This window comes from Uliginosibacterium silvisoli (assembly GCF_036017035.1).
In the GTDB taxonomy this organism is placed as follows: Bacteria; Pseudomonadota; Gammaproteobacteria; order Burkholderiales; family Rhodocyclaceae; genus Viridibacterium; species Viridibacterium silvisoli.
In genome coordinates this window covers 618,135-643,084 of sequence record NZ_JAYXHS010000003.1, presented here as the reverse complement: position 1 = coordinate 643,084, position 24,950 = coordinate 618,135, and the positions used below count along the sequence as shown (strand labels likewise).

26 protein-coding genes are annotated in these 24,950 nt (G+C 62.5%); 11 read left to right on the top strand and 15 right to left on the bottom strand.

Annotated features, from left to right (window positions below; genetic code table 11):
* Positions 1-17: 17 nt before the first annotated feature.
* The 5 genes from ccmD to VVD49_RS17625 all read right to left on the bottom strand — a co-directional run bounded on the left by ccmD (position 18) and on the right by VVD49_RS17625 (position 3,824).
* On the bottom strand, positions 18-215 hold the full coding sequence (ccmD, locus tag VVD49_RS17645) for a heme exporter protein CcmD (RefSeq protein ID WP_327600528.1): 198 nt from the start codon (positions 213-215) through the stop codon (positions 18-20).
* Entirely contained in the window at positions 212-952 is a 741-nt protein-coding gene (ccmC, locus tag VVD49_RS17640) for a heme ABC transporter permease CcmC (RefSeq protein ID WP_327600527.1), read from the bottom strand. The genes ccmD and ccmC overlap by 4 nt, the downstream gene beginning before the upstream one ends.
* A 174-nt stretch (positions 953-1,126) precedes the next feature.
* Positions 1,127-1,795, bottom strand: coding sequence for a heme exporter protein CcmB (gene ccmB, locus VVD49_RS17635; protein ID WP_327600526.1), 669 nt, complete (start codon positions 1,793-1,795; stop codon positions 1,127-1,129).
* A complete protein-coding gene (gene ccmA, locus VVD49_RS17630) occupies positions 1,792-2,418 on the bottom strand; it encodes a cytochrome c biogenesis heme-transporting ATPase CcmA (protein ID WP_327600525.1) in 627 nt (208 codons plus the stop codon). Before ccmA ends, ccmB begins: the two co-directional genes overlap by 4 nt.
* A 92-nt stretch (positions 2,419-2,510) precedes the next feature.
* A complete protein-coding gene (locus VVD49_RS17625) occupies positions 2,511-3,824 on the bottom strand; it encodes an MFS transporter (protein ID WP_327600524.1) in 1,314 nt (437 codons plus the stop codon).
* 256 nt (positions 3,825-4,080) lie between these two features.
* Between VVD49_RS17625 and VVD49_RS17620 the strand changes: the two genes are divergently transcribed.
* The 6 genes from VVD49_RS17620 to VVD49_RS17595 all read left to right on the top strand — a co-directional run bounded on the left by VVD49_RS17620 (position 4,081) and on the right by VVD49_RS17595 (position 10,884).
* On the top strand, positions 4,081-5,604 hold the full coding sequence (locus VVD49_RS17620; RefSeq protein ID WP_327600523.1) for an amidohydrolase family protein: 1,524 nt from the start codon (positions 4,081-4,083) through the stop codon (positions 5,602-5,604).
* Positions 5,605-5,925: 321 nt separating this feature from the next.
* Positions 5,926-6,930 (top strand): aliphatic sulfonate ABC transporter substrate-binding protein, encoded by a 1,005-nt coding sequence (locus VVD49_RS17615; RefSeq protein WP_327600522.1) that lies wholly within the window; start codon positions 5,926-5,928, stop codon positions 6,928-6,930.
* The gene (locus VVD49_RS17610; RefSeq protein WP_327600521.1) at positions 6,927-7,832 is read left to right on the top strand and encodes an ABC transporter permease; all 906 of its coding nucleotides are present in this window, start codon (positions 6,927-6,929) and stop codon (positions 7,830-7,832) included. Before VVD49_RS17615 ends, VVD49_RS17610 begins: the two co-directional genes overlap by 4 nt.
* Positions 7,833-7,929: 97 nt before the next feature.
* Positions 7,930-9,105 carry an acyl-CoA dehydrogenase family protein gene (locus tag VVD49_RS17605; RefSeq protein WP_327600520.1) on the top strand — a complete coding sequence of 392 codons (1,176 nt, stop codon included), beginning with the start codon at positions 7,930-7,932 and terminating at the stop codon, positions 9,103-9,105.
* Between the two features lie 317 nt (positions 9,106-9,422).
* Positions 9,423-10,118 carry a hypothetical protein gene (locus tag VVD49_RS17600; RefSeq protein ID WP_327600519.1) on the top strand — a complete coding sequence of 232 codons (696 nt, stop codon included), beginning with the start codon at positions 9,423-9,425 and terminating at the stop codon, positions 10,116-10,118.
* Between the two features lie 52 nt (positions 10,119-10,170).
* Positions 10,171-10,884 (top strand): HAD family hydrolase, encoded by a 714-nt coding sequence (locus VVD49_RS17595; RefSeq protein WP_327600518.1) that lies wholly within the window; start codon positions 10,171-10,173, stop codon positions 10,882-10,884.
* Here the strand turns inward: VVD49_RS17595 and VVD49_RS17590 are convergent.
* Positions 10,881-11,873 carry a DUF72 domain-containing protein gene (locus VVD49_RS17590; protein ID WP_327600517.1) on the bottom strand — a complete coding sequence of 331 codons (993 nt, stop codon included), beginning with the start codon at positions 11,871-11,873 and terminating at the stop codon, positions 10,881-10,883. The two genes, VVD49_RS17595 and VVD49_RS17590, sit on opposite strands and share 4 nt — an antisense overlap.
* A 43-nt stretch (positions 11,874-11,916) precedes the next feature.
* On the bottom strand, positions 11,917-12,483 hold the full coding sequence (locus tag VVD49_RS17585) for a histidine phosphatase family protein (RefSeq protein ID WP_327600516.1): 567 nt from the start codon (positions 12,481-12,483) through the stop codon (positions 11,917-11,919).
* A 225-nt stretch (positions 12,484-12,708) separates the two neighbouring features.
* On the opposite strand from VVD49_RS17585, the gene VVD49_RS17580 reads away from it, so the two are divergent.
* The 4 genes from VVD49_RS17580 (at position 12,709) to VVD49_RS17565 (ending at position 17,234) form a co-directional block, all read left to right on the top strand.
* On the top strand, positions 12,709-13,656 hold the full coding sequence (locus tag VVD49_RS17580; RefSeq protein WP_327600515.1) for an aldo/keto reductase: 948 nt from the start codon (positions 12,709-12,711) through the stop codon (positions 13,654-13,656).
* A gap of 125 nt (positions 13,657-13,781) precedes the next feature.
* Entirely contained in the window at positions 13,782-15,146 is a 1,365-nt protein-coding gene (locus tag VVD49_RS17575) for an LLM class flavin-dependent oxidoreductase (protein ID WP_327600514.1), read from the top strand.
* An 84-nt stretch (positions 15,147-15,230) separates the two neighbouring features.
* Complete coding sequence (locus tag VVD49_RS17570; RefSeq protein WP_327600513.1) at positions 15,231-15,989, top strand: SDR family NAD(P)-dependent oxidoreductase; 759 nt, start codon at positions 15,231-15,233, stop codon at positions 15,987-15,989.
* A gap of 252 nt (positions 15,990-16,241) precedes the next feature.
* Positions 16,242-17,234: an aldo/keto reductase gene (locus VVD49_RS17565; protein ID WP_327600512.1), complete on the top strand. Its 993-nt coding sequence runs from the start codon at positions 16,242-16,244 to the stop codon at positions 17,232-17,234.
* A 187-nt stretch (positions 17,235-17,421) separates the two neighbouring features.
* On the opposite strand, the gene VVD49_RS17560 is transcribed toward VVD49_RS17565, so the two are convergent.
* From VVD49_RS17560 to VVD49_RS17530, 7 genes are all read right to left on the bottom strand, one after another.
* The gene (locus tag VVD49_RS17560) at positions 17,422-18,147 is read right to left on the bottom strand and encodes a hypothetical protein (RefSeq protein ID WP_327600511.1); all 726 of its coding nucleotides are present in this window, start codon (positions 18,145-18,147) and stop codon (positions 17,422-17,424) included.
* Between the two features lie 112 nt (positions 18,148-18,259).
* Positions 18,260-18,772 (bottom strand): hypothetical protein, encoded by a 513-nt coding sequence (locus tag VVD49_RS17555; RefSeq protein WP_327600510.1) that lies wholly within the window; start codon positions 18,770-18,772, stop codon positions 18,260-18,262.
* A 41-nt stretch (positions 18,773-18,813) separates the two neighbouring features.
* A complete protein-coding gene (locus VVD49_RS17550) occupies positions 18,814-19,104 on the bottom strand; it encodes a DUF1330 domain-containing protein (protein ID WP_327600509.1) in 291 nt (96 codons plus the stop codon).
* 38 nt (positions 19,105-19,142) lie between these two features.
* Positions 19,143-20,264, bottom strand: a complete 1,122-nt coding sequence (locus VVD49_RS17545) for an acyltransferase family protein (RefSeq protein ID WP_327600508.1) — start codon at positions 20,262-20,264, stop codon at positions 19,143-19,145.
* Between the two features lie 188 nt (positions 20,265-20,452).
* Positions 20,453-21,121: a YoaK family protein gene (locus VVD49_RS17540; RefSeq protein ID WP_327600600.1), complete on the bottom strand. Its 669-nt coding sequence runs from the start codon at positions 21,119-21,121 to the stop codon at positions 20,453-20,455.
* 119 nt (positions 21,122-21,240) lie between these two features.
* A complete protein-coding gene (locus VVD49_RS17535) occupies positions 21,241-21,957 on the bottom strand; it encodes a hypothetical protein (protein WP_327600507.1) in 717 nt (238 codons plus the stop codon).
* A 381-nt stretch (positions 21,958-22,338) separates the two neighbouring features.
* Positions 22,339-22,815, bottom strand: coding sequence for a hypothetical protein (locus tag VVD49_RS17530; RefSeq protein WP_327600506.1), 477 nt, complete (start codon positions 22,813-22,815; stop codon positions 22,339-22,341).
* Positions 22,816-23,180: 365 nt separating this feature from the next.
* Between VVD49_RS17530 and VVD49_RS17525 the strand changes: the two genes are divergently transcribed.
* Entirely contained in the window at positions 23,181-24,095 is a 915-nt protein-coding gene (locus VVD49_RS17525; RefSeq protein ID WP_327600505.1) for a TauD/TfdA dioxygenase family protein, read from the top strand.
* Between the two features lie 274 nt (positions 24,096-24,369).
* Here VVD49_RS17525 and VVD49_RS17520 read toward each other — a convergent pair whose 3' ends face one another.
* Positions 24,370-24,882 (bottom strand): DUF1697 domain-containing protein, encoded by a 513-nt coding sequence (locus tag VVD49_RS17520; RefSeq protein WP_327600504.1) that lies wholly within the window; start codon positions 24,880-24,882, stop codon positions 24,370-24,372.
* Positions 24,883-24,950: the final 68 nt, after the last annotated feature.

Genomic DNA, 24,950 nt, shown 5'->3' with positions numbered 1-24,950 from the left:
CGGGGTGGGCTTGATCGTCATTGTTGTTGTGGCTGCGTGTCGCGTGGCTCTTCAAGCTGCTGCAGGCGGCGCAGCCGCTGCAAGGTGTCTCTCCGACGCCGCGACAGCAGCCAGAGTTCCGCCACGATGAGCAGGAAAGTGACGCCGTAGGAGCCCCAGACGAAGGCGCCGCGCCCGCCCATGTCGATGAAGGCGGAGAAAGAGTCCCAGATCATGCCTTGCTCCCTTGCCGGGCGATCTCGGCAGCGGCCCATTCCGTGCGGCGCTCGCGTTCGAGAGTGATGCTGCGCACACGCACCAGCGTGACGGCGATGCTGTAGGCCCAGGCCGCCAGTGCCACCACCAGCATGCCGACGAGCATGGTGACGGCCATGCTGGATTTGGTCATGTTGATCGACGAGCCCTGGTGCAAGGTATTCCACCACTTCACCGAGAAATAGATGATGGGGATATTGATTGCGCCGACCAGGGCGATGATGGCACCGGCCTTGTCGGCACGGCGGGCATCCTCGATGGCGTTGGTCAGTGCGATGTGGCCGAAGTAGAGGAATAGCAGCAGCAGCTGCGAAGTCATGCGTGCATCCCAGGCCCAGTAGGTGCCCCAGGTCGGGCGACCCCACAGCGCGCCGGTCCAGAGCGCGAGAAAACAGAACATCGCACCGGTCGGCGCCAGCGCCTTCGACATGTAGAACGACAGGCGCGTGCCGAGGCCGAGGCCCATGGCCGACCAGAAGGCCATTGCCAGATAGATGACCATGCTCATCCAGGCTGCGGGGACGTGGATGAAGATGATGCGATAGACCTCGCCCTGCACCGCGTCCGTGGGTGCGACGAAGAAGCCGATATAGAGACCGGCCACGGCCAGGATGGCAGCAAGCACGCCGAATACTGGCGCAAGCTTGCCCGCCAGTGGGTAGAAGGTCTGCGGGGCAGAGTATTTGAACAGGTTCATGGGGTCTGGATAATGCCTGCCGGCATGTATTCGACGATGGTGCGCCGCTCTATACAAGCTACCGGCCCCGAAACGCCGGCACCGGATGATACGCACAAGCGTCCTGCCATGCTATTGATTGACTTCAACAAAGTGCGATTCGGTCGGGCGCCTGCGGGCGTGCCGCGCGGCGCTTCAATCCATCGTGATGCGCAGGGCTGCGGCGCTGGCAAATGGCGCGAGGGCCAGCGCCGCGAACAGGCCGCCGCCCATCAGGAACAGGTGGGCGCGCAAGCCTATGCCGCTGGCCCAGGCATCGACGCTGCCCGCGCCGAAAATCAGTACTGGCACCATCAAGGGCAGCACCAGCAGGGCCAGCAACGAGCCCGCGCCGCGCAGGCCCAGCGTCAGTGCCGCGCCGATCGCGCCGATCAGCGACAGGATGGGCGTGCCGATCAGCAGCGCCAGCGCCAGCACTTCGATCGCGCCTGGCGGCAGGCCATACATCAGCGCCAGCAGCGGCGAGACGACTACGAGCGGCAGGCCGGTGCTGAGCCAGTGGGCGGCGATCTTGGCGCTGACCCACAACACGGGCGGCTCTTGCGACAGCAACAACTGCTCCAGCACGCCGCTCTCGAAATCCTGGCTGAACATGCGCGGCAGGGCCAGCAGGGTCGCCAGCAGGGCCGCCACCCACACGACGCCTGGGCCTATGGCGCGTAGCTGGTCCGGGTCCGCGCCGACGCCGAAGGGGAACAGGCTGGCGACGATGACGAAGAATGACAGGGCGACCAGCAGGTCCGCGCGCGAGCGCCAGGCCAGCAGCAGGTCGCGACGCAAGACGGCAATGAACGCATTGTTCATGCTGCGTACCCGCTGATGTCCAGCGTGCGCAAGGGCACGCTGAAGCCGGCATCCTGATGCGAGGTGAATGCGACGGCGCCACCCGCGCGGGAGTGCTGCGAAATCACCTCGGCAAGCTCGGCGACGGCCGCTACGTCGAGTGCCGTGAAAGGCTCATCGAGAATCCACAAGGGGCGGTGCGCGGCGAGAAACAGGCGGGCGAGGCTGACGCGCCGCCGCTGGCCCTGCGACAACACCTTGGCGGGCAGGTCGAGCTGGCGCGCAAGGCCGATGCGGGTCAGGGCTGCCCTGCAGTCTGTCTCGCTGCTCGTATCGCCGGCTGCCGCGCAGGCAAAGCGCAGGTTCTCCAGCGGGCTCAGCAGGTCGTTGAGGGCTGGGGCGTGGCCAAGGTAGAGCAGGGCCGCGTGGAAGGCCTCGCGCTCGCGCTGGATGGCTTCGCCCTGCCAGCGAATCTCGCCGACTTCAGGCGTGGCCAGCCCACACAACAAGCGCAACAAGCTGGTCTTGCCGACGCCATTGGCGCCGAGCACACGCAGCACTTCGCCCTTGCCGAGCGCAAGGTCGAAGCGGCGGAACAGCAAGCGGTCCCCGCGCAGACAGGCGAGGTCTTTGACTTCGAGCATGAAGAAGGGCGGTCGCGGCGCCTGCCACGTCGGCAGGCAAGGCGCGATTGAAACACAAAACCGCGCCGAGCCTCTTCATGCCGTCATGGCGCTCAGGCCGTCACGGCGTGGCGGTCACGCAGTGCAAAGCGTGTGGCCAGCACGGCAAAGCCCCCAGCGAAGACGAGGAAGACCGACTGCAGCCCCAGCAGCTCGCCCAGCGCGCCGCCCAGCAAACTGCCGGTGAAGCTGCCGGCCGGGCCGGCGAGCGCGTTGAGCCCGGCGATCTTGCCGCGACCGAGGCGCGCGCCGATGCGTGCGAAGCGCGTCAGGTTGATGATCTGCAGGGTGCCGAGGGCGAGGCCAAGCAGGGCGCCGCCACCGAGCAGCGCCCATGAAGCGTGACCGAACCCCAGCAGGGCAGAGGCCAGTGCAGCCAGCGACAGGCTCAGCACATAGCCGCGCTGTGCTCCGATGCGTGCCATCGCCGAGCCGAGGCTGAACAGCGCGGCGATGAAGGTCAGGCCCTCAATGCCGATCAAGCGCGTCGCGGCAGCTGCATCCAGATGCAGGCCGTTGATGGCAATGATGACGATGAAGAAGCTGTAGAAAGCATTGCAGCCCTGACCGAAGAATTCGATGAGGCAGGCCGTGCGCAGCTCGCGCTCGCTGCCCAGCAAGCCGAGCTGCGCGATCACCGCACGTGGCGTGAGGCGCGCGCCACCCTTGGCTTGCACGGCATAAGGCCCGAACACGATTGGGCAGACCAGGATGGTCAGCGCGAAGAGAGCCGCGATGCTCCAGTAGGTGCCGGCGAAACCCAGTGCGGTGACCGCGCCAGCGGCGATCACTGGCCCGAGCAGGAACATGCCTGTCATATGCGTGCCGCGATACCAGCCGGCGCGCGCTTCACCGACCGTCTCCAGCTGTTGCATGAAGACCGTGTTGAGCGACACGAAACGGAAGGGCATAAAGAAGCTGATGGCCGCGGTGCAGGCCAGCAGGAACCATGGCGAAGCCACCAGCGGCAGCACGACATAGATCAGGCCGGCCACTACGGTGCCGAGTGTGAACAGCTTGCGCGGCCCCCATTGGTCCACCAGGAAGCCGATCGGCAGGCTCATGAACAGCACGCCCACCATCTGCGCACTGGCGATGAAGCCCAGAAGTGCGGCGGGCGTCTGCAAGTGCAGCGCATACAGCGAAGTGGCGACCTTGGCCATGCCGACGCTGGTTCCCATCAATGTCGACAACAACGCAAACAGCAGCAGGAATTTATGGCGTTCGAAAAATGGCGGGCGGGCGAGGGCTGTGCGCGAGGTCATCGTGGTGGCGTGGCGGAGGGCAGTCGAGGGGAAGCCCGTTGCAGGTTTCGCGCCAGCGCGATGTCGCGTGCCGTATTCGGCGCAGTGCGCCCGTGGCAGCACGCCGCTCATCCGTTTGCATAAATAAAAGTATGCAAAACAGGTTTTGTGATTTGCGCATTGTTCAACAGTCTGGTCTGCGGGCTGTTGCAATCGCCGCAGGCGCCGCCGTAACTCCGTTGGCTTGAACAAGGTCTCGTCCTTGCGCGGTAAGCCTGCGCATGCCATTGGCGGCGAATGGCACAGGCTTTGCAATGGTCAGCCGCGCACCTGTCTGCCAGGACTTGTTGCATTTCGATCACTAGCCACGGAGCCCGCCATGAACGATCGCCTCTCCCGCCTGCAACTCTCGCCCTCTGCCGCGGTGAAACAGCAACTTGATTACCCTGTCATCGACACCGATGTGCATGTCAATGACTACACGCCTGATCTCGAAGACTACGTTACCAATTACGGTGGCGTGCATCTGGTGGACGCGTTGCGCAAGGCTTCGGAAGATCGCATTGCGCGTGGTGGTGTCGGTAATGGCAAGAGCTGGTACGAGCAGACGCCGGAAGAGCGCCACTACTACCGTACCATCCGCTCGCCGTGGTGGGCGCGTGTCACCAAGAACACGCTCGACGTCGCGACCTATCACCTGCCCGAGCTGTTCGCCGAGCGCCAGGCCGAGCAGGGCTCCGATTACTCTGTGCTGTTCCCGAACAACGTGCTGGCACCGCTCGGTGTGCGCGACAAGGATTCGCGTACCGCACTCTCGCGCGCCATTAATCACTACCACGCCGATCTGTGGCGCAAGCACAGCGCACATCTCACGCCGGTGGCAGGCATCCCGCTGCACACGCCTGAGGAGGGCCTTGCCGAGCTGGATTTCGCCATCAATACATTGGGCCTCAAGGCGATCAACATCGCAGGTTCGGTGAGCCGCCCGATCAAGGCGCTGGCCGACAAATTCCCGCTCGACCAGCATCCTGAACTGAAGAAGTACATCTCGTACCAGGACTTCCTCGGCCTCGACAGCGAGTACGACTACGACCCGTTCTGGGCGAAGGTGGTCGAGCTCGGCGTGCCCATCCTCACGCACTACGGCAGCCAGGGCTGGACCGGCCGCAGCTCGACCTCGAACTACATGAACAACCACATCGGTCACTTCGCCGATGGCACCGAAGCCTTCGCCAAGGCGCTGTTCTTCGGCGGCGTGACCAAGCGCTTCCCCAAGCTGCGCGCCGGCTTCCTTGAAGGCGGTGCCGACTGGGGCGCACGCGTGTTCATCCATCTCGTCGACCGCTTCGAGAAGCGCAGCCGCAAGGGCCTGGAGAACTACGACCCGCTGGCGACCGACCGCGCGCAACTCGCGGCGCTGTTCCGCGAATACGGCGCCGAGCTCATCAAGGATCGTTCGCTCAACGGCGAAGACCTGATCCGCGATACGCTGGGCAAGGGTTACGTCAATGGTTCGCGTCGCCCCAAGGAGAGCGAGCTGGAAGACTTTGCCGCGGCTGGTATCGAGAGCGCAGAAGACATCAAGTCGCGCTGGGTCGACAACTTCTTCTTCGGCTCCGAGTCCGACGATCGCACGATTGCGGCTGCCTTCAACGACAAGGCCAATCCGCTGAAGACCAAGATCAACGCGATCTACTCGTCGGACGTCGGCCACTGGGACGTGCCTGACCTCACGCATGCACTGGCCGAGGCACACAACCTGGTCGATGAAGGCATCATCAGCGAAGCGGACTTCAAGGCCTACGTCTTCGAGAATCCGTACAAGCTCTACACGGAAGCCAACGCAGACTTCTTCAAGGGTACGGCAGTCGAGGCGAAGCTGAAGGCGACGGCGAAGGTCTGACGCTGCAGCAAACCATGACAACGCGTTGCAGTTTCCTCCCCCTTGGGGGAGGGTGGCCGCAGGCCGGGAGAGGGGAAATGGTACGTGCTTCAACAAGACTGTTTGGAGCGCAACCTGGAGTGCAACCATTTCGCCTCTCCCGACTCTGACGAGCCACCCTCTCCGTCCGAAGAGGGGACTGCTGAGCGTCGCGGGCACCTCCCGCTGTGCTCGCCGATTGCAACAACATCTATTTCGATATCAGATTTTCGTGGTTAGCCGTCCTGACCTGCATCAATAAAATCTCCTCTCTTCAAGACATATCTACAAGAGAGAACAACGATGTCATACGCCACACGGTACGCAACTAAGCTTGCTGGGCTGATCGCCGGCCTCGTGCTGTCTGCTTCGGCCTTCGCGCAGGGCGCGCCGCTCAAGGAGCTGAAGGTCGACTACGCCTACTACTCGCCATCCAGTCTCGTCATCAAACGCAAGGGCTGGCTCGAAGAAGAGTTCAAGGGCACGGACGTCAAATGGGTGCTCAGCGCCGGCAGTAACCGCGCGCTGGAATACCTGAACAGCGGTGCCATCGATGTCGGTTCCACCGCTGGGCTGGCGGCTGTGCTGTCGCGCGCCAATGGCAACCCCATCAAGGCCGTCTACATTTTCTCGCGTCCTGAATGGACCGCGCTGGTTGTGCCGAAGGATTCGCCGATCAAGTCGCTGAAGGATCTCAAGGGCAAGAAGGTCGCCGCCACCAAGGGCACTGATCCTTACCTGTTCCTGCTGCGCTCGCTGCACACGGTGGGCCTGAAGAAGTCGGACATCGAGCACGTCAATCTGCAGCACGCCGATGGCCGCGTCGCACTGGCGCAGAAGAACGTTGACGCGTGGGCGGGTCTTGACCCCTTCATGGCCGCATCGGAAATCGAGGATGGCGCGAAGCTCATCTATCGCAACGTGGCGTTCAACACCTACGGCTTCCTCAATGCCAGCGAGAGCTTCTACAGCAAGAATCCGAACGAGCTGAAGCGCGTCATCAAGGTCTATGAGAAGGCACGTGCCTGGATCCAGCAGAACCCTGTCGAGGCGGCGAAGATCCTCTCCGAAGAAGCCAAGCTGCCGCTCGGCGTGGCATTGCTGCAACTCAAGGAACGCACGGACTTCAGCAACCCGCAACCAGGCAAGGAGCACATCGACGCATTGCGCGCTGCTGCACCGATCCTGCTTGAAGAAGAACTGGTCAAGCCAGGTACCGACCTGAACAAGGTCATCGGTGATCTGGTGGATGCCAACTTCGCCAAGTCGGTTATCGCTACCAAGGCTGATCCACGCAAGTTGCCATGAGTCAGGCTGAACTCAGCCGAGGCTTGAACGCCGGTTTGAACCGGCGCGGCCGGGCCGTGCTTGAGCTCACTACGGAACCCGCTACTGCCATGCTCGCCAATGAGGTGGAGCACGTCTCGAAATCGAGGCGGCGCAACGATCTGTTGCGCTGGCAAGCGGCGGGACTACTCCTGCCGCTGGGCGTCTTCGGCATTCTCGAAGTGGTTGTGCAGAACGGCTGGATCGCGCGCAACCTGCTGCCAGCGCCCAGCGATGTGTTCGAATCGCTGTGGCAACTCGCAGGCGGTGATCTGTGGAAGCACATCGGTGCCAGTGGCCTGCGCGTGCTGGCCGGCTTCGTCCTCGGTGCCGTGCTGGCCATCGTGCTCGGCGCAGCGGTTGGTTTCAGTCGTCGTCTCGAAGCATTGCTTGAACCAAGCTTCCAGGGCTTGCGTGCGATTCCCTCTCTGGCCTGGGTGCCGCTGCTGTTGTTGTGGCTCGGTATCGACGAGTCGCCGAAGATCGCACTGATCGCCATCGGTGCATTTTTTCCCGTGTATGTGAATGTCGTATCCGGTGTGCACAACGTGGACCGCAGATGGGTCGAGCTGGGCAAGGTGTACGGCTTCTCGCGCATCGGTCTCGTGCGGCGCGTGATCCTGCCTGCATCCCTGCCGCAACTCTTCACGGGCCTGCGCTCAGGGTTGAGTCTGGCGTGGATGTTCATGGTGGCCGCCGAGCTCATCGCGGCGAGCAAGGGCCTGGGTTACTTGCTCACCGATGGTCGCGAGACGAGCCGCCCCGACCTCGTGCTGGTCGCCATCCTCGTGCTGGCGATTCTCGGCAAGCTCACCGACGAAGCCTTGCGCTACCTCGAGATCGCCTGCGTCGGTACGCGCGACACGCTCGGCAATACCCGCTAGCCATAGCCCGAAAGGGCGCTGCCATGCTGCGCCCATCGGTATAGATTGACGCCTCCGCGGCACGTCGCGTGCCGCCGCTTCATTTCAAGGATTCATCATGCCCCAGAGCGTTCATTCCGATTACGCAGATCGCGTCGAGAAGCTGGCCCGGGAATTCGCCAGCACTGCTATCGAGCGCGATCGTCAGGGTGGCACCGCGAAACACGAGCGCGACCTGCTGCGCGCATCCGGCCTGCTGACGATCAGCGTGCCGCGCGAACATGGCGGTGATGGCGCAACGTGGAATACCGTGCTGCACATCGTGCGCCGCATTGCCGAGGTGGATAGCTCGCTGGCCCACCTCTTCGCCTTCCAGCATCTGCAGCTCGCCACCGTGCGCCTGTTCGCCAATCCGCAGCAGCAAGCCGCGTTGCTCGGTGGTACGGCGCGTGAAAACTGGTTCTGGGGCAACGCCATGAACGCAGTGAATAACCAGGTCGTCGCGCAGGCAGCCGACGACGGTTTCCGCATCGATGGCGTCAAGGGTTTCTGTTCCGGCTCGCGCGATTCGGACCGCATCATGCTTTCGGCATTGCGTGAAGATGGAAAGGGTCTCATCGTCGCCGGCATCGAGAGCAATCGCGAAGGCATCGACATCCGCGATGACTGGGACAATATGGGTCAGCGCCAGACCGACAGCGGCACGGTTGCGTTCAGCAATCTCTTCGTCACCAGCGACGAAGTGCTCGGTCCGCCGGGGCCGCTCTCAACGCCTTTCTCGACGCTGCGCCCGACGCTGGCGCAGCTGATCCTCGTCAATCTCTACCTCGGCATCGCACGCGGGGCGCTCGAAGCCGCGCTCGACCATACGCGCACGGTCGCGCGACCCTGGCCGTGGAGCGGCGTGCAGGCCGCGGGGGATGATCCCTACCTGCTGCAGCGCTATGCGGAATTCTGGGTCGACCTGAAGGCTGCGACACGCCTTGCCGATGATGCCGCGACGCATTTCGACAAGCTGTGGCAGAAGGCCGAAGACATCACGGCTGATGAGCGCGGGGCAGTCGCCATCGACGTAGCCGAAGCCAAGATCCTGGCGACGCGTGTGGGTCTCGATATCACCAACGGCATCTTCGAACAGATGGGGGCACGCGCCACCAACGCAAAGCTCGGCTTCGACCGCTACTGGCGCAATTTGCGCACGCACACCCTGCATGACCCGGTCGACTACAAGAAACGCGACCTCGGGCGCTGGCTGGTGACGGGTGAGGTGCCAGCGCCGAGTTTCTATAGCTGAGCGCCCGCGCGGCGTGTTCGCCAGCGCACCAGACTATTGCCAGCAAGGTGCCTGAAGGGGATAGCGTCGGGTGGACCGCGGCTTGCGACGCAGCTCAGGACCCCGCCCGGAAAGCCTGAGCTCGCGCATGACTCGAGTAGTCGCATCGGGAGGGAACACCACCACCCGATGGAGACAGCATGCAGAGTCGTGACGCAAGGCCCCGGAGTCGGGAGCTGCCTGGATTCCCCGGCGCGAATCGCCACGGCGACGGGCCGACCTCGAGCGACGTGGCGGGCTGGCCCTGCCAGCATGCGCGAAAGCGCTGAGGACCAGCCATGGATGTGCTTGTCATCGATATCGGCGGCAGTTCGGTCAAGTTGTTCCTCTCATCGACGCGCGATGTGAAGCGCTTCGCATCCGGCCCCGAGCTGACTCCGCAGGCCTTCATGGCCGGCGTTCGCGAGCACATCGCCGGTTGGCGCTTCGATGTCGTCTCGGTCGGGTTTCCCGGGCGCATCGGCCCGCATGGGCCCACGGAGGAGCCCGGCAACCTCGGCAACGGCTGGGTCGGCCACGACTTCCAGACCGCCTTCGGCCGCCCGACCCTCATCGTCAACGACGCCATCCTGCAGGCGCTGGGCGGATATGCCGGCGGGCGGATGCTCTTTCTCGGACTCGGCACCGGCCTGGGCTCCGCGCTCGTCGCCAACTCCATCGTCGTTCCGCTCGAACTCGGTGGCCTGCCCTACAGGGGCGCGATGCTGTGGGGGCGACTGGGGCGGGCAGGGCGCGAGCGCTACGGTCATGCAGCCTGGATGAAGGTGCTCGATGAGGCCACCGTGCGATTGCGCAACGCGGTGTGTGCCGACTATGTCCTGCTCGGCGGAGGCAATGCCGACCTGGTCGATCCTTTGCCCGAAGGAGCGCTGCGTGGCGGCAATGAAGATGCCTTCACCGGCGGGATGCGCTTGTGGGAAGACGGCGTGAAGCATCACGACGGTTCGGCAACGCGCATGTGGTCCGTGCTCTGAGCACGCCTGCATCGACGTGTTCATCGAGAAGCACAGAAGGGAGGTTCGACGCATGCAATACCAGATACTCGCAACCGACTACGACGGTACGCTGGCCAAGGACGGCGCGGTAGACGATGCCACGCTCGACGCACTGCAGCGACTGCGCGCGTCCGGCCGGCGACTCATCATGGTGACCGGGCGTGAATTACCCGATCTCGCACGGGTCTTCCATCATCACGCGTTGTTTGACTACATCGTCGCCGAGAATGGTGCCGTTACATTCTGTCCTGCGACAGACGAGGTGCGTGCGCTGGCAGCGGCACCGCCCCAGGCGTTTCTCGACCGGCTGGCGGAGCAAAACGTCGGCGTATCAGTGGGGCACTCGGTCGTCGCCACCTTCGAGCCGCACGAACACGTCGTGCTTTCAGCCATTCGCGACCTGGGCATGGAGTGGCACGTCATCTTCAACAAGGGGGCCGTGATGGCACTGCCTGCCAATGTGACCAAGGCCACCGGCCTTGCCGCCGCCCTGCACGAACTGGAGGTTTCCCCGGAACATGTCGTCGGCGTGGGCGATGCCGAGAACGACCATGCATTCGTGCGTCGGTGCGGTTTTTCGGTGGCCGTCGCGAACGCGTTGCCCGCACTCAAGGCCAATGTTGACCTGATCACGCAGGGCGAGCGCGGCGCGGGCGTGACGGAACTCATCGACCACATCCTCGCCAACGACCTGCGCGATCTTGCACCCAACCCGCAGGTGCACGATCCACTGATCGAAGCCTAACCCGTCTTCGCGGTACTGGCGGTGTTCGCAGCCTTTGCCGCCCTTGCGCCACGCGACGGCCGTGGCTCGAAATCGTTCGTCTGCGGGATGCCCAGTTTCCCGAGCATGCTGAGCGCATTGCGCGGCGCATTGACCTTCTCGGTGTTGTCGAAGTAGCAGAACACGTCGCGATGCACGCGTGCGGGCGCTGCGGTGCCGCTGATGACGGGCATGTCGTCGGGCTGCCTGCCTTCGTACCAGGCGTGGATGCGTGCGGCCCAGGTGTCGATCACCTTGCCGATGTAGTTGCTGTGATACAGATCTGCCGCACCGTGCAGGCGCAGGTAGAGAAAGTCGGTGCACACATCGCCGAACTCCGGCCACTTTCCGCCCGTGTCCGCGACCACGAGCGCTGCCTTGTACTTGCGCAGCAGGGCGATGAAGGAAGGATCGACGAAGCTCTCGTGGCGCACCTCGATGGCGTGGCGCAAGCGGTGTTTCTCCGCTACCTCTGCGTGGTCGCCCGGTAGATGCTTCGCGATGAAGGCATGGGCGTCGGTGGTGTCATGCGGTAGCAGCGCGAGGAAGGCTTCGAAGCGCGCCGCGTCGAACTGCAGCCACGGCGGAAACTGCCACAGGATGGGCCCGAGTTTCTCCTTCAGCTCGAACAGGCCCGAGGCGAGAAAGCGCGCGATCGGCGCTTCCACACCCTTCAGCCCGCTGCGATGGGTGATGCGCTGTGAGGCCTTCACGCTGAAGACGAAATCCGCCGGCGTGTCGGCATACCAGCTGGCAAAGTTGGCTGGCGTCCTGAGACCGTAGAAGGTGCTGTTGATCTCGATGGTGGGCAGGGCGTGCGAGGCGTAGGCCAGTTCGTCTTTCTGCGTCAGTGCTTCGGGGTAGAAGTTGCCGCGCCACGGTTCGTACTTCCAGCCCGAGATGCCGATCCGTACATGCTTCTGCATGCGGGCGTCCGGTGCCGTTTTCTTCCTGTGCGTCGTCATCGTCATGTCCTCCGTGCGCTCCCGTTGTCTGCCGGTTCGCGGGCTGGCTTCAACGCTCGATCAGGTAGCGCTCGAACTCGGCATTGCCCAGCATGGTCTGGGCGTGGATCTGTTCTTCCGGTAGGTCATTCAGCAGCCAGTGCAGCATGCGCGCGATGAAGCCGTGCGCGACCAGCAGCACCGTCTCGCCCGCGTGCGTCTCGCACAGCTGCGCGAGGCCTGCTTCGACCCGCGTGCGCACCTGGCGCATCGATTCGCCGCCGGGCGGTGCATCGTCCCACTGCTGCACGATCTTGCGTTGCCAGATCTCGGCGTACTGCGCCTCGATGTCCTCGCGGTTGAGTCCTTCGAACACACCGTAGTCGCGCTCGCAGAAGGTCTCCATCAAGCTCACCGCCAGCCCGCGTGCACGTGCGACGCATTCGGCCGTCTGGCGTGCGCGCAACATGGGCGAGGCGACGATGCGCGTGATGTCCGGGGGCAGGCGCTGTGCCAGCGCCTCGGCTTGTGCCAGGCCTTCGGCGTCCAGCGGCGCGTCGGTACTGCCCTGGAAGCGGCGTTGCTGGTTGAGCGCCGTCTGGCCGTGGCGCGCGACGTAGAGTGTGATGACAGGCATGCGGAATCTTCGTGCGTGGATGGACCTCACTGTAGCAGCGCCGGCAGGCAAAAGAGGCATTGCGCAGAATCAGGCAAGTCTTGCTGAAAATGCTGCGTTTGCAGCAGCAGGGCTTGGTATTCGATCGGCGCAAATGCCACGACTGCTGTGCGAGAGGGCGCGGGAGCGCGTTGGCCCGGAATGTGCAAAGTAGTCCACTCCATGTTCCGGAGTGAAGGAAATCACATGAGTTATCGCACGCTCGGCAAGTCAGGTCTGAAGGTCTCCGTCGTGGGGCTTGGCGCCAATAATTTCGGCGGGCGCATCGACCTCGAGGCTTCGCGCAAGGTGATCGACGCAGCCATCGAACATGGCATCAACTTCTTCGATACCGCCGATGTGTATGGCAACAAGGGTGGCTCGGAAAGCATCATCGGCGAGGTGCTTGGCGCACGTCGCAAGCAGGTGATCATCGCCACCAAATTCGGCAATGTCATCGACGAAGAGAAGGGCCTGAAGGGGGCTTCGAGGCAATACATCGTCAGTGCGGTCGAGGCCAGCCTGAAGCGCTTGAAGACGGACTGGATAGATCTGTACCAGCTGCATCGACCGGACGCCGCAACGCCCATCGACGAGACGCTGCGCGCGCTCGACGATCTCATCCGCAGTGGCAAGGTGCGCTACATCGGCGCCTCGAACCTGCCCGCCTGGCAGGTGGTGGAAGCGCAGTACATTGCGCGCGAACTCGGCACGCATCGCTTCATCTCCAGCCAGGACGAGTACAGCCTGCTCAAGCGTGATGCCGAACGCGAGCTGCTGCCGGCGCTGAATGCTTATGGCATTGGCTTGCTGCCGTTCTTCCCGCTGGCCAATGGCCTGCTGACCGGCAAGTACAAGCGCGGCGAGGCGGCACCTGCAGGGACACGTCTTGCCGGCGACGGCGCGCGCGCCGACCGCATTCTCAACGAACACAACCTGGGCATCGTTGAACGCCTCGAAGCCTTCGCCCGCGAGCGCAACCATTCGTTGCTGGAGCTCGCTTTCAGCTGGTTGCTCGCCAACCCCGCAGTCAGCAGCGTCATTGCGGGCGCAACCCGACCCGAGCAGATCGAGCAGAACGTCAAGGCTGCAGGCTGGTTGTTGAGCGCGGCAGAGCTGGAAGAGATTGATCGCATTGCCGGCAAGGCACTTTAAGAACCGATCGTCATTCCCGCCGACGCGGGAATCCACGTTGCGGCTACAGATGAGTTTCGTGGTCAGAAGTGGATTCCCGCCTTCGCGGGAATGACATAGTTGGTGAGAACGAATCGGAGAGTCACATGAGTCAGAACCAGAAACGCCAGATCAAGCTCGGCGCCTTCATACCGGCCACCGGCCACCACGTCGCGGCATGGCGTCATCCCGAAGGGCAGGCCGATGGCGGCCACAGCTTCGAGCATTACAAGCGCATTGCGCTCGCAGCCGAGGCGGCGAAGTTCGACATGCTGTTCCTCGCCGACAGCGCGGCGGTGTGGGGCGGAGGCAAGGACGAGGAGACGCTGTCGCTCTCCGCACGCGGCGCGCATTTCGAACCGATCACGCTGCTCTCCGCATTGTCTGCGGTGACGACCAATATCGGCCTCACCGCGACCGTGACGACGACCTACAACGAGCCGTATCACCTTGCGCGCAAGTTCGCCTCGCTCGACCATCTCTCGGGCGGTCGGGCGGGCTGGAATCTCGTGACTTCTGCGAATCAGGCGGAGGCACAGAACTTCGGTCTCGATGAGCATGTCGCCCACGCCAACCGCTACGAGCGCGCCGAGGAGTTCATCGACGTCGTGACCGGGCTGTGGGATAGCTGGGAGGATGATGCCTTCCTGCACGATCAGGAGGCGGGCCGCTTCTTCGATCCCGACAAGCTCCACACGCTGCATCACAAGGGCAAGCATTTCAAGGTGCGTGGTCCGCTCAACGTTGCGCGCCCCGTGCAGGGTCATCCGGTCAAGGTGCAGGCGGGTTCGAGCGATCCCGGCAAGGAGCTTGCCGCGCGCACGGCCGAGGTGATCTTCACCGCGCACCAGACGACGGCCGACGCGCAGGCCTTCTATGCGGATGTCAAAGGCCGTCTCGTGAAGTACGGCCGTCACCCCGACGAGCTGAAGATCATGCCCGGCATCTTTCCCGTTGTAGGCCGCACGCAGGACGAAGCGGAGGACAAGTTCGCGAAGATCCAGGACCTGATCCAGCCGGCGGTCGGCTTGTCGCTGCTGTCGTCGATGATTGGTGGCTTCGATCTCACACAGTACGACCCCGACGGCCCGTTGCCGGAGCTGCCGCCTTCGAACGGCGGCAAGAGCCGTCAGGTGCTGTTGTTCGAACTTGCCCGCCGCGAGAACCTGACCATCCGCCAGCTCTACCTGCGTATCGCCGGCGCGCGCGGTCACAAGCAGATCGTCGGCACACCGACGAGCATTGCCGATCTGCTCGAAGAGTGGTTCACGCAGGGCGCGGCTGACGGTTTCAACATCATGCCGCCAGTCTTGCCGGTGAGCCTCACCGACTTCATCGAGCTGGTGATTCCCGAGCTGCGTCGTCGCGGCCTGTTCCGCACCGAATACGAAGGCCGCACGCTGCGCGAGAACCTGGGCCTGCAACGTCCGATCAACCGGAATCTGTTGCAGCCACAAGAAGCCGCTGCATAGTGCGATGAGCAGCCCGGGTGTGCGCAGGGACGCCGGAGCAGATCGTCACCATCAGGAAATCATTCACATCTACAGGAGCATGAAATGAGTCTGCAACTCGAGGGGAAGCGCGCCATCGTCACGGGTGGAAGCCGCGGTATCGGCAAGGTCATCGCACGCGAGCTCGCGCGCGAAGGGGTGGATGTGGTCATCGCCGCGCGGGGGCGCGAAGCACTTGAGGCCACAGCCAGCGAGTTGTCGAAGGAGACCGGCCGCAAGATCGTGGCCGTCACGTTCGACGCAACGAGCAAGGACTCCGCCGACGCGCTGATCGCGCATGCCATCGAAGCCCTTGGCGGCGTTGACATCCTCGTCAACGCCGCCGCCTTGCCGGGCGGCCTGTCGGCGGCGACTTCGCTTGGCGAGATTGATGATCAGCTCGCGCTCGAAGACATCAACATCAAGGTGCTCGGTTACGTGCGCACCTCCCGCGCCATCGCGCCGCATCTCGTCAAGCAGGGCTGGGGTCGCATCATCAATATCGGTGGTCTGGCACTGTTCAAGACCGGCCGGCCGGTTGCATCGCTGCGTAATGTCGGCGTTGCGGCTGTTACCAAGAACCTTGCCGACGAACTCGGGCCGAAAGGTGTGAACGTCGTCGCAGTGCATCCGGGCGCGACGCGCACCGAACGTACTGATGCAGCGGCGGCTGCCAAGGCTGCAGAAGGCAATACGATAGGCCGCATCGTCGAGTCGGAAGAGATCGCCTATCTCGTGGCTTTCCTGGCTTCGCCGAAGAGTGCTGCGATCAATGGGGCAGCCATTGCGGCGGGTGGGGGCACGCCGGGTACGATCAACTACTGACAAGCGTCCGCACCCAACCCGTTCGCCCTGAGCGTAGCGCAGCGAAGTCGAAGGGTTGCGGCCCGGGCACATGCTTCGATCCTTCGACAAAGCTCGGGACAGGCTTCATTGCGCTTTGCTCCACTACGCTCAGCACGAACGGTCTATTGTTACCAGACCAACTCGCTAAACCCGTCATTCCCGAACGCGGGAATCCAGCGTCGTTGAACTATTTCTCGCAATCACAACAGCGGCTTGAACAGGAAACCCACCATGCAATACCAACGCTTCGGCAACACCGGTCTCGAAGTCTCCCGCCTCACGCTGGGCACCATGACATTCGGCTTCCAGACGGATGAAGAAGTCTCGCGCCTGATCCTCGACAAGGCAGCGCACGCCGGCATCAACTTCCTCGACACGGCAGACGTCTATCCGCTCGGTGGTGGCCTGGCGAATGTCGGCCGCACGGAGGAAATCGTCGGTCGCTGGCTCAAGGGCCGGCGTTCAGACTTCATCGTGGCCACCAAGGGTAACGGCAAGGTCGGCCCCCGCCTGTGGGACCAGGGTAACTCGCGCAAGCACCTGCTGGATGCCATCGACAAATCCCTCGCACGTCTCGGAACGGACTACGTCGACCTTTACCAGTTGCATGCAGATGACCCCGATACCCCGCTGGAAGAGACGGCCTCGGCGCTCGACACCATCGTCCGTTCTGGCCGCGCACGCTACGTCGGCGTCTCCAATTTCCTCGCCTATCGCTTGTCGCGCCTGCTCGGCCGCGCCGACGCACTGAAGCTTGCACGGCCCATCTCCGTGCAGCCGCGCTACAGCCTGCTATTCCGCGAGATCGAGCGCGAGCTGCTGCCACTGGCACAGGAAGAGGGCCTTGGCGTCATCCCCTACAACCCGCTCGCAGGCGGCCTGCTTACCGGCAAACACAAACCCGGCTCGGCGCCCACACCCGGCTCGCGCTTCACGCTCGGTGCGGCCGCCGAGCGTTATCAGGACCGCTACTGGCACGACCGCGAATTCGCCACCGTCGAACAACTCAAGCAGATCACCGACAAGGCCGGCGTCTCGCTCATCACGACCTCGGTTGCATGGGTGTTGGCGAATCCTGCGATCAGCACCGTGCTGCTCGGTGCGAGCACGCCGGAGCAACTCGATGCAACTTTGGTTGCGACAGAGTTCAAGCTGGATGCCGAGCTGAAGAAGCAGCTGGACGATGTGACGAATGAATATCGTCGTGGTGATGCGGCGCGCTAAGAATCGCCAGACTCACAGTTCGTCATCCCGGTCAGCGTTACAGACAGCGGAGCTGCAAGAAGCTCTCCTCGCCTGCTTGCAGGAGAGGGGTGGGGGAGAGGGTTAGCCCGGACCCAGCTCCACGCGTATATCTGGATCCCGGCTTTCGCCGGGATGACGGCCCTGGCAGCGACACCGCCGGGTCAGCTCAATTGCCGATTCGGGAGAGTCTCAAAAATGGGCGCGACAAGAACTTGTTTGAATCGCGGTCGGACTCCCGGAAAAACGATAACTTTGCTCCGCTGATCTTGTAGCCCCATGTTTCCGAGCCGGCTCTGATCCAGTCATAAGGCGCTCCGATGTGGTCTGTGCCGATTGCGTACTTGAACTCCCTGTCTGGAAATACGGCAACCCCTTCCGGCTTGAACACATATCGATTGCCCTTCTGATCCTGATAGGTCCCGGCGACTGTTTGCCGATTCAGGAAGTTCTGGAAATCAGGCATGCGGTCAAAGCGGCCCGCGACATCCTTGTCGCCTGAGAGGGTAAAGGATTCGCTCGAAGTTATCTGAATGCGTGTGGGACCGAGATAGTCCTTGTCTTCCTCATAGATGATGAATTGACCATCCCTGGACAGGTGCCGGAAGACATCGCCTTCATGAAAATTCCATTCGAAAGCAAAGCCTGTATTCCCGTCTCTCTTCTCGACTCTGATAGTCATCACGCCTCCCCGTCCTTGCTTGAAACTGGCATAGGGCGAATGGGTACGCCGTAATGCTTCGAGATAGGTGCTGCGTACAAACTCGCCTTCGATCAGCTGCTGATTTGAGGCTAGCGATGCGCTTGAACCAGCTTGAGCCTGGGCGTATGCGGGTGAGGTCCCGAGCAGCACGATGCTGGCGATCAGGGGGAGAGAGAATTGGCGAATGCTCATCGCTAGTCATTTCATTTCTATAAGTAGGTGCAAGCGGCGGAGCTGGGTGCAACTGGGAGTCATATTGCACAGCGCTCCAATGAGCGCAAAACATGCGGTGTAATGTCCTGCGCTATTGCGTCTTGTCGGCCACGTTTTCTGCAGGGGGTTTTCCTGTCTTCTCCGTCTTCAATACCACCCCGCGCACTACCGAGATAACCAGATATTTTTCATAGCGGGATTCGTAGCCCCGATGCACGTAGCGGATCCGCTTTCCCTGCGGAATGATCAGTTTTCCCGAAAACCACGTGGCATGTACCGGCGCGCCCAACGCTTCGGGGAAGAATATGATCAGCGGAACGACCCCCGGCTCGTCATTGCAGGGGTCTGCAACGATAGAGGTCAGCAGCAAGTTTGTTTTCCTGATTTCCCAACGCGCCTGATAGCCGCGCCAAGAGCCAGTGCAGCTTTCGTGAATGTAAGAAAGCAGCTTGGGAATCTCCTTCCCGTTGGCGAAAAGATACTCAGACAGAGGCTCGCTAAACAGGGCATTCTCTTTGCCATCCAGCGTGATTCTGTCCGGGATCTGCGCCGTGCCATACGCATGACTTGAGATCAGAAGAAGCAACAATAGCCATACACGCATCGCACGGCGTAGCCAGCAGAGCTGGGCGGGCGCGAGAATCGTCAGATCCCCTCGATGATCCGGATCTCCCGGTCTGCACCGTCGCCCAGAGCAGCCAGTGCTTCCTGGTAGGCTGGGCTGTCATGCGTGGCAATAGCCTGCGCAACGCTGTCGAACTCGATCAATACCAGGCGCTGCTTCAAGCCGAGCTCGTAGACCGCTGCGGGCTCTCCGCGTGCCAGGAAGCGTCCTCCGCCAGCTGTGATCGCCGGGCCTGCCAGCTTTGCGTAGGCGGCGAGTTTGTCGGGGTCTTTCACCGCGCGATACGCGCTGATCCAATAGGTCTTTGGCATGTGATGTCCTTTCCGGTTGGGTGTGAGCCCTCAAGACTTCACGAAGGGCGGGAAGAAAGCAAGCCGCGCCATGCATCGGCCAGTGCAAAAGCCAGCAGGCAAGCCAGAGGCGCGGCCAGCAGGAAGCGCAGGAGCGGCGTGTCGACGACGTGGCGTACGAGTGCGCTGCAGGCCACCACCACGGGCGGGTGGATGACGAAGGCGGTGAACGCGTCGTCGGCGAGGCGTCGCCAGCGCGGCGCGGGCTTGGCCATGGTGCTGCGGAAAGCGGCAAGGCTGGCGAGGATGACGCCAGCGGCGATCACGGGCTCCCAGAGTGCATAAGCCAGGGCGGGCAGGTTCGCGCCGCCACGCCAGGCATCTCCGTCGAAGGCGCCGCCCAGCGCGGCGTAGATCCATAGCGTGGGGAAGACCAGCACGGCCGTGATGGCCCAGGGCCGGGCATGGCGCCATTCCACCGACTCCAGTGCGCGTGTGCCCGCCAGGGCGCAGCCGCCATAGAACAGCAGCAGGTACGAGGCGAAGTAGCCGAGTTGCAGCGAGAACACATTGCGACCCACGGGCACCCACACGCGCAGCGCAAATGCGAGCGCACCGCAGCCGAGCACGGCGAGTGCAATGGCGTAGTGCGGGTTGATCGAAGGGCGCTGCACGGCGCCCGGCAGGCGGCTCACGGCAATCCAGCCGGCGGTGAAGAGCAGGAGCGCGATGCAGAACCACAACGGGCCGGCGTCGAAGACGGTCGGTGGCCAGCGCGCGGCCAGCGCAGCAAGGAAGGGGGCTTCACCGCGTGTTGCGGCTGCCAGCGCGCGCGTGAGCGGGCTGAGCAGCAGGGCGAAAAGCAGCAGTGGCATGCCGAGCCGCCACAGGCGTTCACGGACGAAACGACTCAGGCCCTTGTGCGCCAGCGAGGGCGGCGTGAAGTAACCGGCGAGCAGAAAGAAGAAGCCCATGAAGAAGCTCTGGTTGCTTGCGGTGAATACCGATAGCAAGAGACGCAGCCACTCCGGCGAGCCCGCCTCCTTGTAGTACCAGTCGCCGCTGCCGCCGTAGGTGATCGAGGTGTGGTGCGCGATCACCAGCGTCGTGAGCGCGACGCGCAGTGGATCAAGGAAGGCGAGGCGCTGCGTCGGGGCGATGGGTTGAGGCGCGATCGGCATGGTGACGGGCGTTCAGTGCATGTGCGCTGCGTCGAGGCGCTGAGAGGCTGTGCGCGCTTCCCCTGCACGGCGTGCAAACACGGCGCAGATCATTTTCCTCATGGGCGTCAGCTCCTTGTCGGCGGTGCGACTTCAAAGGCGTGCATGGATAAGCGGGTATCCGCCCCGGCTGAAACGGAGCCTGCCGGTCAGCCCATGGCTCTTACGCGGCGCCAGTACAGCAGATGCGTAATCGCCATCAGTGCTGCGATGCCTGCCGGGGCGAGCATCGCATTGAACCTGTAGCTGCCGAACCAGAAGGCGCCCAGCACGCCGCCAAGAATGAAGCCCGTAATCAGCGTGAGATAGAGCACGACGCGCCGGCGATCGATCGCCTGCCCACGTAGCCGCAAACCGAAGGTGATGCCCAGGTCGGTGAACAAGCCGGTGACGTGAGAGGTTCTGACCACTGCGCCACTGAAGGTGCTGGTCATTGCATTCTGCAAGCCGCAGGCGCCCGAGGCCAGGTAGTGACCGAGATTCGAGCCCCGGTTCAGGAAGTACATGGCCAGCAGGAGAATGGCAGCCTCGGCGAGCAGCGTTGCGCTGTAGCGTCGGCCAAGCTTGAGCGATTCATTGCCGATCGCCAGGCCGCTCAGTGCCGCGCCGACCACGAAGCTCGCAAGGATGATCAGCAGGTGCATGACCTGCGGCAGGTTGCCATCTGCCAGCTCGACGCCAAGTTGGGTCGAACTGCCCGTCAGGTGCGACACGCCCTGGTGATTGAAGCCGAGCAGCGCGATGGCGTTGACGCTGCCTGCGAGCAGGGTCAGGAAGAACCCGCCGACTTCAACCCATCTTGGCAGTTTTCTGATCATCACGAAGCGGTTGCGCAGCAGGTGATTGAGCGGGGAGCGTCGAAGCGCCGGGACGCCTCGGGCTGGATGTCGCGGGCAGCGTCGAGTGCTCGCCCGAACATGGTACGCGCAACGCCCAGCTAGTCCGCAACCCGCGTCAAGACCAGGAAGGGTTGCGCCTCGTATTTTTCCGGCGCGGTCTTGGTCAGGTGGAAGAGCTGGAGCTCGGTCGCGCTCCTCTTGTAGCCCCAGGTTTCGAGGCCGATCTTGATCCAGTCATACGGCGCGCCGACGTGATCGGTGCCGATGTAGTAGCGGAAATCCTCGTGCGGAAACGATGCGTTGCCGCTCGGGCGGAAAACGTAGCGGCCGCCTTGCTTGTCCTTGTAAGTGCCGGCCACGGTCTGGCTGTTGATGAAGCTCGCCAGCGAGCCAATACGCTCGAAACGGCCGGAGACCTCCTTCGTGCCCGACAGGATGAAGACGCTCGGGGATTCGACGGTGATGGCGACCGGGCGATCATCCTTGCCCGAGTCATAGGCAATGCTTCTGCCGTCGCTCGACAAGGTCCTGGATTCATCGCCTTCGTGGAAATTCCAGCCGAAAGCGAAGCTGGTCTTCTTCTGCTTGTTGCTGACGCCGACCGTCATCAGGCCGCCAGGGCTCTTCTGCAGGCTGGCATAGGGCGAATGGTTGCTGCGCAGGTCCGCCAGATAGGTAGAGCGTACGAAATCGCCCGCCAGGAGTTGGGCTTCCGATGTTGCCCCCGGTTTTCCGGCGGCCTGTGCGTGGACTGACGGAGCGACAGCCAGTAGCGCAGTAGCAATCAAGCAGAGGGAGAGTTTCGTCGTGGTCATCGATGATTGTCTGAAGCGGCTACTGCTACGAGGTGTGAAAGCGCCGCCGGTGTTTGCACACCGCCGCGCGTCAAGTATGGGCCATGCTGGCGTGAGGCTGGGCGGCGTGCACAACGAGAAGATGTTGCACACCCTGCAAGCAGCCCCGTTGTAGGGTGGGTTCGGCGCGAAGCGACCACCCACCATCGTGCGCAATGACAAAGCGGTGGGTTGCTTCGCGAACCCACCCTACGGCCATGGCCGTGCGCACGGGTTTGGGAGTGTCTTGAAGCCTAAACGAAGGACGTGATGCGAGCAGGACGCGACGCCTCCAGCGGCTCGATTGTGCCCTACGTATCATTGACTAACGAAGACGTGCCGGTGGGGTCTCTGTCCTGAGGCCTATTTGTATCGTTTCTGCAGCTCATCAACATCCTCTCTTAACTGATTGACGATAGACACTACAAGGCGTTTTGTCGGATCGTTAGTGGGATAGATAAACACCAATGGCGGGAAATCTCCGCTCCAAATTCGCGATCCTGATCTTGAAGCCCCGCTCACTGTGGCAAGGGCTTGGGATCGGCCGTTAGCCCAGCCCTGCTCAAACACTCCCGTGAGAACTAGATCAGCATCTTTGGGGTCGTTAGCTGTGGTGAAACCTTGATCGGAAAGCTCTTGCTTCAGCAGCAATGAGAATCGCGCCGCAGCGTCCGTGGTTCCAAAGGAAGTCACGAAAACAGAAGAAGCGGAGCGAAGTGCAATCTCCACGGATGTCGCCTCGCTCAGCGGTCTGGCGACAATCGGTTTTGGGCTGCTACAGGACGCAATGAGAAGTGCACTTAGGATGATCAATGCAGTTTCTTGAAATGAGTAACGCATGTTGAGCTGCCTTTGGTGAGTTTCTGGAGGTCCGCTGTGATGGCGGCGGGGCTTACCGCGGACAAGCGACTCCTGCCTGGGTTCATGGTAGCAATAGGCGTCGAGCATCGCGCTGGATGTTGTCGCGCTGTTGGCAAGTGCATGCTGCAATGTCCTTTGGCTAGCACCCCCTGAGCGATGTACAAAACTCCTCACTATCCGACAGCTGTGTTGCCACACCAACAGCTGATTGATGCCCATCCAGGCCACGAGCACGTAAATACTCACTGAGCTGCCTATCTGCAATTGGCATATCTCTTGCCAGACACCATTATCCATTTGTGCAAACCGCGCGAATGTGTCGATGTCATCAGGAGAGTAAAGCCATGAGCACGATTGAAATCATCCCCGTTGCAGGCCGTATAGGTGCCGAGATTCGCGGTGTGCGCCTTGCCGCCGACCTGCCTGCCGAGAGTGTTGCGCAGGTGCGTGCAGCCTTGTTGAAACACAAGGTGGTGTTCTTCCGTGGCCAGCAACATCTGGACGATCTGCAGCAGGAGCAGCTGACACCGCTGTTCGGCGGCAAGCCCGTCGCACATCCCACGTCCTTGCCCAAGGCCGGCAGTGACAGCAAGGTGATTCTCGAACTCAATTCGCAGCATGGCGGTCGTGCGGATTCCTGGCACACGGATGTGACTTTCGTGGATGCGTATCCGCGTGCCTCCATCCTGCGCGGAGTGAAGATTCCCGCAGCGGGTGGCGATACGGTATGGGCGAACACGGCCGCGGCTTACGACAACCTGCCGGTGCATCTGCGCGAGCTGGCAGACAAGCTGTGGGCCGTGCACAGTAACGAGTATGACTACGCCATTCGCAAGGGAAATCCTACGCTCGATGAACTCAAGCACTACGCGCAGTTCTCGTCGACGGTGTACGAGACCGAGCACCCGGTGGTGCACGTGCATCCGGAAACGGGCGAGCGCTCGCTGATTCTCGGTCACTTCGTGAAGAATTTCGTCGGCTACTCCAAGGCGGAATCGGCGCAGCTCTACAGCCTGTTCCAGTCCTACATCACGAAGCTGGAGAACACCGTGCGCTGGCGTTGGACGGAAGGCGACGTGGTGGTGTGGGACAACCGCGCGACGCAGCACTACGCGATCAATGACTACGGCGACCAGCACCGTGTCGTGCGCCGCGTGACGGTGGACGGCGAGGTGCCTGTCGGCGTGGATGGGCGTCGCAGTGTCACGCGCAGCAAGGCGAAGAAGAAGGTGGAGCAGGCCGAAGCCGTGGCTGCCTGAGAGTTGTTGTAGCCCGGAGTGGTTTTCGCCCATCCGGGCTGCGCTGCCGTTTCTGCTTGAAGGTATGCGCGTTCCTTGGGCAACAGGCTGTGGTCGGGTTCATCTCGCCCTTGTCGAAGGGCTGGGACGTCGAAGCTTGCACCAGGGATGCAGCGCACTTGTACGCGGGAATGGTCTTTCATCCACGCGACCGGGGCGTTCCTGATAAACGCTGACTACCTCGCAATCGCCATCCCTCTCGTTCTTGTTTCTTCGCTGACGCTGCGGCGTCAGCTCAGGCCTTCGCGCACTTCTTCACCGTATCCAGCGTACGCGTGGTGATTTTCTTGCCGAAGGTCTTTTCCAGCAATCTCATGAAGACGGGGCCGTTGGGGCCCGGCGTGTAGGCACACAAGACCTCCCGGTCGATGATCTTCAGGATGCGTGCGTCCTCGAGCACGATGGGAAGCTTCAACGCCTTCGGTACTTCCTCAAGAAAGGTGACGACGCATTTGTCATCGGCACTGAGGGGAAATTCCGCGAATGGTTCGGCGGCGATGAGTTCCTGCAGGTGCTCCGCCTTGCGGATGAAAGTGCCGAAGCTGTTGCCGAGCGTGGCCTGCATGGCTTTCTCAGCTTTCTGCGCCAGCGCCTTCTCGCTCGCGGAGCGCGCGTTGAAGACCACGTTGCCACTCGACAGCAGGGTCTTCACTTCGGTGAAGCCTGCCGCTTCGAAAGCGCGTTTGAGTTCGGGCATCTTCGCGTTCATCGGGCTGACGCCGCGCAGAAAAGCTACGTAGCGGGGCATGTGGTTTTCTCCTCGAAGTCCGCTTTAGATGAAGAAGATGGGCTGCATGATTATCGACATGCGGGTTG

Bases quoted from the DNA above. Each gene is read 5' to 3' on its own strand.
- VVD49_RS17540 (WP_327600600.1), bottom strand. From the start codon at position 21,121: ATGATCAGAAAACTGCCAAGATGGGTTGAAGTCGGCGGGTTCTTCCTG.
- VVD49_RS17535 (WP_327600507.1), bottom strand. From the start codon at position 21,957: ATGACCACGACGAAACTCTCCCTCTGCTTGATTGCTACTGCGCTACTG.
- ccmD (WP_327600528.1), bottom strand. From the start codon at position 215: ATGATCTGGGACTCTTTCTCCGCCTTCATCGACATGGGCGGGCGCGGC.
- VVD49_RS17590 (WP_327600517.1), bottom strand. From the start codon at position 11,873: ATGACGATGACGACGCACAGGAAGAAAACGGCACCGGACGCCCGCATG.
- VVD49_RS17520 (WP_327600504.1), bottom strand. From the start codon at position 24,882: ATGCCCCGCTACGTAGCTTTTCTGCGCGGCGTCAGCCCGATGAACGCG.
- VVD49_RS17565 (WP_327600512.1), top strand. From the start codon at position 16,242: ATGCAATACCAACGCTTCGGCAACACCGGTCTCGAAGTCTCCCGCCTC.
- VVD49_RS17595 (WP_327600518.1), top strand. From the start codon at position 10,171: ATGCAATACCAGATACTCGCAACCGACTACGACGGTACGCTGGCCAAG.
- VVD49_RS17620 (WP_327600523.1), top strand. From the start codon at position 4,081: ATGAACGATCGCCTCTCCCGCCTGCAACTCTCGCCCTCTGCCGCGGTG.
- VVD49_RS17525 (WP_327600505.1), top strand. From the start codon at position 23,181: ATGAGCACGATTGAAATCATCCCCGTTGCAGGCCGTATAGGTGCCGAG.
- VVD49_RS17610 (WP_327600521.1), top strand. From the start codon at position 6,927: ATGAGTCAGGCTGAACTCAGCCGAGGCTTGAACGCCGGTTTGAACCGG.
- VVD49_RS17575 (WP_327600514.1), top strand. From the start codon at position 13,782: ATGAGTCAGAACCAGAAACGCCAGATCAAGCTCGGCGCCTTCATACCG.
- VVD49_RS17550 (WP_327600509.1), bottom strand. From the start codon at position 19,104: ATGCCAAAGACCTATTGGATCAGCGCGTATCGCGCGGTGAAAGACCCC.
- VVD49_RS17615 (WP_327600522.1), top strand. From the start codon at position 5,926: ATGTCATACGCCACACGGTACGCAACTAAGCTTGCTGGGCTGATCGCC.
- VVD49_RS17585 (WP_327600516.1), bottom strand. From the start codon at position 12,483: ATGCCTGTCATCACACTCTACGTCGCGCGCCACGGCCAGACGGCGCTC.
- ccmB (WP_327600526.1), bottom strand. From the start codon at position 1,795: ATGAACAATGCGTTCATTGCCGTCTTGCGTCGCGACCTGCTGCTGGCC.
- VVD49_RS17555 (WP_327600510.1), bottom strand. From the start codon at position 18,772: ATGCGTGTATGGCTATTGTTGCTTCTTCTGATCTCAAGTCATGCGTAT.
- VVD49_RS17530 (WP_327600506.1), bottom strand. From the start codon at position 22,815: ATGCGTTACTCATTTCAAGAAACTGCATTGATCATCCTAAGTGCACTT.
- VVD49_RS17600 (WP_327600519.1), top strand. From the start codon at position 9,423: ATGGATGTGCTTGTCATCGATATCGGCGGCAGTTCGGTCAAGTTGTTC.
- VVD49_RS17605 (WP_327600520.1), top strand. From the start codon at position 7,930: ATGCCCCAGAGCGTTCATTCCGATTACGCAGATCGCGTCGAGAAGCTG.
- VVD49_RS17580 (WP_327600515.1), top strand. From the start codon at position 12,709: ATGAGTTATCGCACGCTCGGCAAGTCAGGTCTGAAGGTCTCCGTCGTG.
- ccmC (WP_327600527.1), bottom strand. From the start codon at position 952: ATGAACCTGTTCAAATACTCTGCCCCGCAGACCTTCTACCCACTGGCG.
- VVD49_RS17560 (WP_327600511.1), bottom strand. From the start codon at position 18,147: ATGAGCATTCGCCAATTCTCTCTCCCCCTGATCGCCAGCATCGTGCTG.
- ccmA (WP_327600525.1), bottom strand. From the start codon at position 2,418: ATGCTCGAAGTCAAAGACCTCGCCTGTCTGCGCGGGGACCGCTTGCTG.
- VVD49_RS17545 (WP_327600508.1), bottom strand. From the start codon at position 20,264: ATGCCGATCGCGCCTCAACCCATCGCCCCGACGCAGCGCCTCGCCTTC.
- VVD49_RS17570 (WP_327600513.1), top strand. From the start codon at position 15,231: ATGAGTCTGCAACTCGAGGGGAAGCGCGCCATCGTCACGGGTGGAAGC.